This window comes from Acetobacter lambici (assembly GCF_011516885.1).
GTDB lineage: Bacteria > Pseudomonadota > Alphaproteobacteria > Acetobacterales > Acetobacteraceae > Acetobacter > Acetobacter lambici.
The window spans coordinates 23140-32756 of record NZ_WOTD01000025.1 but is presented as its reverse complement, the minus strand read 5'-3'; the positions used below and the strand labels follow the sequence as shown (position 1 = coordinate 32756).

Sequence of the window (9617 nt, the reverse complement as noted above, 5' to 3'; positions counted from 1 at the left end):
ACCCGCCGCCAGAAGCAGAATATCGTCAATATTCCAGATCGGGCTCCTGTGGGATGACTGAATTCTACAAAATGACCCGAAATTGCCTCAAGTGTGAGAAATCCGCGTCGAGGCTTATCGTGCGCCCTCAGCGACTGAGGAATACCTGAACTACAGTACGCCGCCGGTTTATCAGGTTGTTGGTAACCCAAACCTTAAACCCGAAAGTAGCCGGGGGTGGGAAGTGGGTATGAAATATGGCAACTCAGAGCGGGGTGCCAAAATCTCATTCTACGACAACCATTATCATAACTTTATTGATATGATGGGCATAAGCGGCTGTACGGGTTACATGCTTTGCTATGGTTCAACCAATCTGGCGCATGTGCGCATTTATGGGGTGAAAGCCAGCGGCAACTGGGCGTTTGATGACCACTGGCATATGTGGGGCTCACTGGCCTATGCGGATGGACGTGATCAGGATATGAAATTCCACCTGAGCTCGGTGGCTCCATTCCGTGGGATTATTGGCTTTGGTTATAAAACCCAGCGTTGGGGTGCCGACCTGTCGGGCACGTTTGCTACCGGGCGGGACAATGCCAAATATCTGACCTCGACCGGCACACTGACTAACCAATGGAAAACTCAGGGATACGTTATTTTTGACCTGAATGGGTGGTACAGCCCATCTTTTTACAAGCCTCTTCGTATTCAGGCAGGCATGTACAATATATTTGACAAGGCTTACTATAACGCAGCATCTTTGCCGTATGGTCAGTCGTCTAGCTCTCTCTCCCAGCAGTATTATACCCAGCCCGGTCGGTCCTTTAAAGTCACGGCCAGAATTGAGTTTTAAGATGTTTTGTGGAATGGGTTGAGGCGCTCACCGCAACCCATTTTGTATTGGCCCTTTCTATCTTGTGCCGGACTATATTTCCGGCCAAGGCAAGGTGGGCTGCAACACATATCCATGCTTATTGGTCTCATGATTGCGCTGATTGTATGACCTATGGTCAAATGGAGTGTCCTCAAATGTATGGAAACTCCATCTCATGTCCGCATACCCCTATTTGAGCCATTGGAAAGAAGGGATCAGCCGCAGTCCCAATGCGATTTACATGACATTGGCGGATGCTCTGGCGCTTTCCATTCGCAAAGGTGACCTGCGGGAAGGCGATAAGCTGCCGCCTCAGCGAATGATTGCGGAGTATCTGGGCACCAATCTGACAACTGTCACCCGCGCGTTTACCGAGGCCCGGCGGAGAGGGCTGATTGACGCTACGGTCGGTCGGGGAACTTTTATCCGTGTTGGCGCGGGAGAAAGCCACTGGCGGCATACGGGACCGGCCGTGGTTGATCTGACGATGAACCTGCCGCCCATTCCGCAGGACCCGCCGCTTCAGCGGCTTATCCAGAGCGACATTACGGCTATTCTGAAACAGCAGGATCTGAATAGCCTGATGTCTTATCGGGTTACAGGCGGCACGCAGGAGGAGCGCCAGCTTGGCGCAAAATGGATCGCGCCCGTTATTGGTCAGCGGCGTACGGACGAAATCCTTGTCTCACCGGGGGCACAGAGTGCGCTTGCGGCAATTGTCAGCACCCACACCCAACCGGGCGATGTGATTGTTACCGATCGTATTGCCTATCCCGGCATACGGACCATAGCGGCGCAGTTTGACCTCATTCTGGTCGGTGTGGACAGTGACATGGAGGGGATGATGCCCGACCAGCTTGATCGGGCGTGTGCGGAGCATCATCCCCGGCTACTCTATTGTATTCCGACCATCCACAACCCCACCACAGCGACGATGTCCCTGCAAAGGCGCAAGGATATTCTTGCAGTGGCTCAGCGTCATCATTTGCATGTTGCGGAGGACGACCCTTATAGCCTGCTCATGGACAATCCGCTGCCCGCACTGGCAGCACTTGACCATAGCCGCGTCAGCTACGTGGCAACTCTGGCCAAGACGCTCAGCCCGGGCCTGCGTACGGCCTATGTTGCTCTGCCCAATGCAGACATGGCCCGGCGCGTTACAGCCGCTATCCGGGCCATAGCCCTGACCAATGCCGGCCTGCTCAGCGCGTTGACCGCGCGATGGATGCAGACGGGGCAGGCACATACGATCCTGCATGCGATCCAGAAAGAACTGCGCCTGCGCCAGTTTATTGCCCGCAAGGTGCTGGGCGAGGGCCACTGCATGAATGCCGACGGCCCGCATGTCTGGCTGAAGCTGCCGGGTTGGTGGGGCAGTGCGGATTTTGTGGCCTACGCCCGCAGGCGTGGTCTGGCGCTGGTACCCAGCACTGTTTTTACCATTAGTGGCGAGCCCCCGCAGCGTGCGCGGATCGCACTGGGTAGCGCGCCGGACGCGGCAAGCCTGGAGGAATCCCTGCATGGGGTGCTGTCTGTTCTGCAACACAAGCGCTCCCCCGGTTTTGCCGATATTGTGTGACCTATGCGTAGGACCCGGAATCGACGGAAACCCCTGTTTGCATAAGGAGGTCTGTGGGGGACGTAAAAAACAACAAGATGCGGCATTCACGAATGCGTGTTTATAAAATCACTCTAAAACAATTACTTAGAGTTATTTCTGGGTATTGTATGGTCGTTACATATTTTTTGTATGCTTCTGTCTTGGTGGGATAGGGGTGTGCTATTCGATTTGATCCATTTGTACTTGTCTTGTTGAGCATACAATATTTTGGCTCTCTGCCATCCCGTGTCACGTTTGCATTGGTAACGCGGTCTTCGTGCTTTTTCGTCGGAGACCGCAGCACACGGGAGACATACCATGCCAAAAGTCGAACACGCTCCGCATAAAGATGGCGATTGCTTTGTTAATTATGAAAACAAGGTTTTTGAGGACGTCAAAGCCAAACCGGGCGAAAAAGCCCTTATCACCTTCCATACTGTGGCTAATGAAGGGTCTGTCGGGTTTGTAAACCTGCTTCAGGCCACACGCCTGATCCGCAAGGGGTTTGAGACATCGGTCCTGCTGTATGGGCCGGGTGTGACCCTTGGTGTGCAGCGTGGCTTCCCCCGTCTGGGTGATGAGGCTTTTCCGGGGCACATGAACTGCAACAAGCAGGTTGCGAAAATCCTTGAAGAAGGTGGTAAAGTTTATGCCTGCCGCTTTGCGCTTCAGGCTCTTTATGGCTACGGCGAGCAAAATCTGATTCCCGGAATTACACCGATCAATCCGCAGGATGTGCTTGATATCATTCTGCTCGCTCGCCGCGACAACGCTTTCATTCTCAATACCTGGACTCTCTGAAGGCCAAAGGGAGGACCGCAAGCCATGCCACGTATCGTTCGTGCCGCTGCCATCCAGATGAGTCCCGTCTTGGGTGATGACGGTCTGGGGACAGCCCGAAAAGTCTGTCAGGCCATCCGCGATGCCGCCGAAAAAGGCGTTGCGCTTGCGGTTTTCCCCGAAACCGTCGTGCCATATTATCCCTATTTCTCATTCATCCAGCCTGCTTTCCGCTTTGGTGGGGAGCATCTGGAACTCTATGAGCGCGCACCTGTTATTCCGGGTCCGGTAACGGACATGGTGGCCGAAGCCGCCCGTGAGGCCGGAATGGTCGTTGTGCTGGGTGTGAACGAGCGCGACTTTGGTACGCTCTACAACACCCAGATCATCTTTGACGCAACGGGCGAGATTCTTCTTAAACGCCGCAAGATCACCCCGACTTACCATGAGCGCATGGTCTGGGGGCAGGGTGATGGCGCGGGGCTGAAGGTGGTGGACAGTGCTGCGGGCCGCATAGGAGCGCTGGCCTGCTGGGAGCACTACAACCCGCTCGCCCGCTACGCGCTGATGACCCAGCATGAGGAAATCCACTGCGCCCAGTTTCCGGGTTCTCTGGTAGGGCAGATCTTTTCCGATCAGATGGAAGTCACCATTCGCCATCACGCACTGGAATCGGGCTGTTTTGTCGTGAATGCCACGGGCTGGCTAACGGAAGAACAGATCAAGGAAATAGCGGGTGATCCCACGCTCGAAGGGCCACTGCGGGGTGGATGTTTTACCGCCATTGTCTCGCCCGAAGGCAAACTGCTGGGCACGCCGCTTACGGAAGGCGAGGGAATGGTCATTGCCGACCTCGATTTTGCCCTGATTACCAAACGTAAGCGGATGATGGATTCCGTAGGGCACTATGCACGCCCAGAACTGCTTAGCCTGCTCCACGACCGGCGGCCCGCCCGCCCGGTACAGTACGTTGGTGAGAACACCCCATCGTTTAAATCTCCCGATGAGGTTACGCCATGACCGTTCCAACGCTTGGCACACTTTTTGGCCGCAAGCTTGTCACGGACCTGCAATCCTTCGGGCTTCAGATTGGTGAGCAGGCGGGGGGTATCGCCCGTAAGGGTGGGGCCGGTCCTTCCGACCACAAGACAATCACCATTGCCGGGCAGACCGTTATGGTCCCGGTTTATACGTCGGGTGCGCGACGGTCTCCATTTCAGGCCAGTCCGCCTGACCAGAGCGGTGCCAGCACGTTGCTGCGTGACGGTCAGGCGCTGGGCACCATCCACTTTCCAGCGGCCCCGCGTTTTTATGGGCGGAGTACGGCGGAGGGGATTCCTTACTGGAAAATTGCCCTTCTGCACGGTCGCGACACGCTGGCAACCACGGTGCTCCAGACCTGCATCCGGTATGCCGATAGGCGGACATCCTGCCAGTTCTGCGCCATTGGTCAGTCGCTTGAGGCTGATCGCACGATTGCGTACAAAACACCCGTACAATTGGCAGAAGTGGCCAAGGCTGCTGTGGAACTTGATGGTGTGCGCGATATGGTGCTGACAACCGGCACACCCAACGTGGTTGACCGGGGTGCCGCCGTGCTGGCGGAATCAGCCCGCGCCATACGGGCGGTGGTGGACCTGCCGCTACAGGTCCAGTGCGAGCCACCGCGTGATCACGGTTGGTTCCAGCGCCTGCGCGATGCAGGTGCGGACAGTCTGGGGATGCACCTTGAAGCCGCTACGCAGGTAGTGCGCGAGAAAATCATGCCCGGCAAGGCCACGGTTAGTGTTGATCGCTACATGGAGGCTTTTGCATCAGCCGTGCCAATTTTTGGGCGCGGGCAGGTCAATACCTACATTCTGGCAGGTCTGGGGGACAGCGCTGAGGATATTCTGGTTCTGGCCGAGCGCCTGATTGCGCTCGGGGTTTATCCGTTTGTGGTGCCGTTCGTGCCTATATCTGGCACCCCTTTGGAAAATCATGTTCCACCTTCGGCCGATTTTATGAAATCTGTTCTAGTCCCCCTTGGCTGGATGCTGCGTGAAGCAAACATGAAATCCACCGATATCCGGGCCGGGTGCGGCCGGTGCGGCGCTTGTTCCTCACTCAGGGCGTACGAACAATGAGTGCGCTGTTTGACGGTATGGAAAACCGTCCGTTCATTCCCACCGAATATGTCGTACGTCTTGCCCGTACGCCGTGGGAACGGGCCGGATATCACGCTCTCCGGCGAGAAGTGTTCTGCTCCGAACAGCAGATTTTTACACAGGATGATCGGGATACAATAGATGAAGTGGCCATTCCCATTATTGCAGCATGCTGCATGGCGGGAATGGCGGACAGGGTTGTGGGGGCCGTGCGCATCCATGAAGGTGAACCCGGAGTGTGGCGTGGTTCCCGCTTGGCCGTGCATGCAGATCACCGCAAGCTTGGCCGGATTGGGGGCGAACTCATTCGTATGGCGGTCAGCACGGCGCACGGGCTTGGGGCCATGCAGTTTTTGGCGCAGGTGCAGGAACAGAACGTACTATTTTTCCGTCGTCTGCACTGGAAAAGCCTTGGCGTAATCACGCTGCATGGTCTGCCGCACCACGACATGGAAGCCGATCTCTCGCGCTATCCTGCGCACGGTCTGGATCAGACATGGCTGCTGCGTCCGCAACCCCGAAACCGGCAGGTGGCGTGATGGCGCATAAACTGGCACCTTTGCTGCATGTGCTCCGCCAAAGCCATGCGCTTGCAGGCAAGCAGGACATTGCTGATACCGCAGCCGTTCTTGGGCCGGCCGAGAACGAGGCCGTCCGCTTGGGCGATGACTGCGCCGCAATCCCGGATGGGGACGGCTACCTCCTGCTGGCCAGCGAGGGATTTCAGGACAGTTTTGTCCGCTCCATGCCGTGGTTTGCCGGTTATAGCGGCGTCATGGTTAATGTTAGCGACATAGCGGCCATGGGCGGTCGCCCGGTGGCCGTGGTGGATGCGTTGTGGAGCGATACGTCCGAGACGGCCACGTCCATCCTGACCGGTCTGCATGACGGAGCGCGGACCTACGGTGTGCCGGTTGTGGGTGGGCATACCAACATGCGTAGCCCCCACAACTCGCTATCGGTGGCAATTCTTGGCCGTGCCCACCGCCTGCTGACCAGCTTTGATGCGTGCCCGGGGGAAGTGCTGGTCGCCGCCATAGATCTGCGTGGCCGCTGGCACGACCCATACCCGTTCTGGGATGCCAGTTCCGCATTGTGCGGCACCGAGGAGGCCGTCCGGTTGCGGGGGGATATTGAACTTCTACCAGCTATAGCCGAGGACGGCCTGAGCCGTGCCGCCAAGGATATCAGCATGGCCGGTGTGCTGGGGACGGCTCTCATGCTGGCCGAATGCTCGGGTATTGGCATGACCATCACGCTCGACAACATTCCACGGCCCGAGGACGCACCTATGGCGCGCTGGCTGTCCGCATTCCCCAGCTATGGCTACCTGCTCACGGCGCGCCCCGAGGATGCCGAAACAATCATGGCCCGGTTCCGCGAACGCGATATTGCGGCGTCTGTTATTGGTTGGTGTAATGATACGCGGCGGTTGGATATTACGTGGGCAGATGAGAGAGAAACCTTCTGGGATCTTGCTCGGAAGCCGCTCATGGGGTTTGCGCCATGAGTCTGTCCATCGGCATTCTCACCCATTCGACCAATCCGCGTGGTGGCGTGGTGCATGGCATGGCGCTGGCGGAAGCTTTGAGCGATGTTGGGCATGACGTAACGTTGATCGCGCCAGACGTAAGCGGGGCTGGTTTTTTTCGCACCCCCCGTTGCGCTACCCGCTTTATCCCGGCCACATCTGTGCCCGACCTGCCAACACTGGTGGAGCGTCGCATTGCGGAGATCCGTGATGCACTCAGGAATGATACACATTTTGATGTGTTGCACGCACAGGACCCGATTAGCGCCAACGCATTGGCTGAACTCGTGGAAGAGGGGCAGATACCCGGCTTTGCCCGCACGGTTCACCATCTGGACCGTTTTTCCCATCCCGGTGTTGCTGCGCGTCAGACACGCGGCCTGACCGCTGCGACAGAGCTTTTTACGGTCAGTCAGCTCTGGGCGGACACACTTCTTGCCCAATACGGGCGGCATGCGCCAGTGGTGGGCAATGGTGTTGATCTGGCAAGGTTCTTCCCGGAACCATGCGTACGGGATGCGCAACTGCGCAATAGGTATGGGCTTCCGCTCAATGCGCGGCTCATCCTGTCTGTTGGCGGAATTGAACGTCGCAAGAACACGCTTGCTCTGCTCGGTGCATTTGAAGTGCTGTATCATGATGACCCGACGCTGCATCTTGTAATAGCCGGGGGGGCGTCCTTGCTGGACCACTCGGATTACCATCGTCTTTTTGACGAGCAGGTGCAGAGTAGTGGTCTGGCAGATGCAGTAACTGTGACAGGCACAGTCGCGGATGAAGATATGCCCGCACTTTACCGGCAGTCTTCCGTTTTAGCGTATCCTTCGCAAACAGAAGGCTTTGGGCTGTGCCCGCTTGAGGCACTGGCCTGTGGGATTCCGGTGGTGGTACCGGCCGCCGCACCTTTTACGGAGCACCTTCATGCTTTTGAGGCATTCTGGTGCCAGCCTGAGAGCCCCGAGACACTTGTCCGTGCATTGCGTGACGCTCTGGGCACTTTGAGCCCGGTCTGCTTCCAGACCAGTGGCCCAGCAACGGCCCGCCGTTTCGACTGGCGCAGCGTTGCCAGCCGACACCTCCCTGCATACCGGCGTCTGGCGGCCCTGCCGCACACGGATGCCCCTGTTTTTGGAGCGTTATCATCATGCCCGAAATGACCTTCCGTGTGCGCTGGCCCGATGGAAAGGAGAGTGACTGCTACTCCCCATCGCTGGTTATACGCGACCACTTCACGCCCGGTCAGGATTATCCAATCCGGGATTTTCTTGAAAAAGCAGATACGGCACTGACACAAGCCAGTGAGCGGGTAAGGGCGCGCTATGGTTTTCCGTGCAGCCGTGCTCTTGGCCAGCTTGCCGCTATCCGTCAGGCCAGCGCCTCTTTTCTCAATCAAGCGGACGCGCAGGTGCGCGTCCTGTCTTTCAGATCCTGAGACGAAAAAATGACCATGACACAGAACGAAAAAAGCATTCCCGTTATCATCGTCGGTGGCGGACAGGCTGGCCTGTCCATGAGCTGGTACCTCTGCCGCGAGAAGGTGGACCATATCGTCTTTGAAGCAAAGACGGCCTGCCATTCATGGGATGATGAACGCTGGGACAATTTTTGTCTGGTTACACCCAATTGGCAGTGCGAACTCCCCGGTCACCCTTACAAAGGCAAAGACCCGCACGGATTTATGGTGAAGCAGGAAATTATTGATTACGTAAAAGGCTTTACAGACTCATTCCATGCGCCATTGCGTGAGCACACACCGGTTACATCCATTACACGCCACAAAAGCGGTGGCTACCGTGTGGTGGCGGGGGGGGAAGTCTGGCACGCAAGGCATGTGGTCATTGCATCCGGCGCTTACCATGATGCGGTGATCCCCGGTTACGCCAGCGCGATTGATCCTTCAATTTTTCAGGTCCATTCACAGGATTACCGCAACGCGCACCAGTTACAAGCCGGAGCGGTTCTGGTTGTGGGGAGCGGTCAGTCCGGTGCTCAGATTGTGGAGGACCTGCATATGGAAGGGCGCAAGGTGCATCTGTGTGTCGGTTCCGCGCCGCGTGTCTCGCGCTTTTATCGTGGTCGTGATGTGGTGGACTGGCTTGCAGACATGCACTTTTATGATCTGACGGTGGATAACCACCCCCTGCGTGACGGTGCGCGTGACAAGACCAACCATTACGTTACCGGCCGAAATGGTGGGCATGACCTTGATTTGCGTCTTTTTGCAAAGGAGGGCGTTGGCCTGCACGGCACGTTGGAGACAATCCGTGACGAAGTGGCGTATTGCGCACCAGACCTGAAGGAAAACCTTGATGATGCCGACAAGACCAATGCTGACATTAAAAAATCCATTGATGCCTATATCGAGCGTGAAGGCATAAGTGCCCCGACTGAAGCACCATACGTTCCCGTCTGGCAACCTGATGGGAACAATACCCCGCTGGATATGAAGGCGGCCGGGATTACCTCGATCATCTGGTGCATTGGCTTTCGTCCGAATTATCGCTGGATTGATGTGCCGGTGTTTAATGGGGCCAACAAGCCGGTCTGGCATCGCGGCGTAACCGATGCGCCGGGCTTCTATTTCCTTGGTCTGCCGTGGCTGCACACATGGGGGTCGGGGCGGTTCTCCGGCATCTCGCGCGATGCGGCGTGGCTGGCCAGCCAGATTACCGGCAAAGACATTCCCATAGCCTGAGCAGAGGG

At 57.0% G+C, this 9617-nt stretch carries 10 protein-coding genes; all 10 read left to right on the top strand.

Annotated features, from left to right (window positions below; all coding sequences use genetic code 11):
- The first annotated feature begins 100 nt into the window (after positions 1–100).
- Positions 101–835: a TonB-dependent receptor domain-containing protein gene (locus tag GOB86_RS10815; RefSeq protein ID WP_366125152.1), complete on the top strand. Its 735-nt coding sequence runs from the start codon at positions 101–103 to the stop codon at positions 833–835.
- A 196-nt stretch (positions 836–1031) separates the two neighbouring features.
- A complete protein-coding gene (locus tag GOB86_RS10810) occupies positions 1032–2435 on the top strand; it encodes an aminotransferase-like domain-containing protein (protein WP_165992339.1) in 1404 nt (467 codons plus the stop codon).
- A 339-nt stretch (positions 2436–2774) separates the two neighbouring features.
- Positions 2775–3257: an MSMEG_0572/Sll0783 family nitrogen starvation response protein gene (locus GOB86_RS10805; RefSeq protein WP_165992338.1), complete on the top strand. Its 483-nt coding sequence runs from the start codon at positions 2775–2777 to the stop codon at positions 3255–3257.
- 24 nt (positions 3258–3281) lie between these two features.
- Positions 3282–4256 (top strand): Nit6803 family nitrilase, encoded by a 975-nt coding sequence (locus tag GOB86_RS10800; RefSeq protein WP_165992337.1) that lies wholly within the window; start codon positions 3282–3284, stop codon positions 4254–4256.
- The gene (locus tag GOB86_RS10795) at positions 4253–5362 is read left to right on the top strand and encodes an MSMEG_0568 family radical SAM protein (protein WP_165992336.1); all 1110 of its coding nucleotides are present in this window, start codon (positions 4253–4255) and stop codon (positions 5360–5362) included. Before GOB86_RS10800 ends, GOB86_RS10795 begins: the two co-directional genes overlap by 4 nt.
- The gene (locus GOB86_RS10790; RefSeq protein ID WP_165992335.1) at positions 5359–5922 is read left to right on the top strand and encodes an MSMEG_0567/Sll0786 family nitrogen starvation N-acetyltransferase; all 564 of its coding nucleotides are present in this window, start codon (positions 5359–5361) and stop codon (positions 5920–5922) included. Before GOB86_RS10795 ends, GOB86_RS10790 begins: the two co-directional genes overlap by 4 nt.
- Positions 5919–6893: a sll0787 family AIR synthase-like protein gene (locus tag GOB86_RS10785; RefSeq protein WP_253544208.1), complete on the top strand. Its 975-nt coding sequence runs from the start codon at positions 5919–5921 to the stop codon at positions 6891–6893. The genes GOB86_RS10790 and GOB86_RS10785 overlap by 4 nt, the downstream gene beginning before the upstream one ends.
- Positions 6890–8071, top strand: coding sequence for an MSMEG_0565 family glycosyltransferase (locus tag GOB86_RS10780; protein ID WP_165992334.1), 1182 nt, complete (start codon positions 6890–6892; stop codon positions 8069–8071). The genes GOB86_RS10785 and GOB86_RS10780 overlap by 4 nt, the downstream gene beginning before the upstream one ends.
- On the top strand, positions 8059–8346 hold the full coding sequence (locus GOB86_RS10775; RefSeq protein ID WP_165992333.1) for an MSMEG_0570 family nitrogen starvation response protein: 288 nt from the start codon (positions 8059–8061) through the stop codon (positions 8344–8346). Before GOB86_RS10780 ends, GOB86_RS10775 begins: the two co-directional genes overlap by 13 nt.
- A 15-nt stretch (positions 8347–8361) precedes the next feature.
- Positions 8362–9609 (top strand): MSMEG_0569 family flavin-dependent oxidoreductase, encoded by a 1248-nt coding sequence (locus GOB86_RS10770; RefSeq protein ID WP_165992343.1) that lies wholly within the window; start codon positions 8362–8364, stop codon positions 9607–9609.
- The last annotated feature ends 8 nt before the right edge of the window (positions 9610–9617 follow it).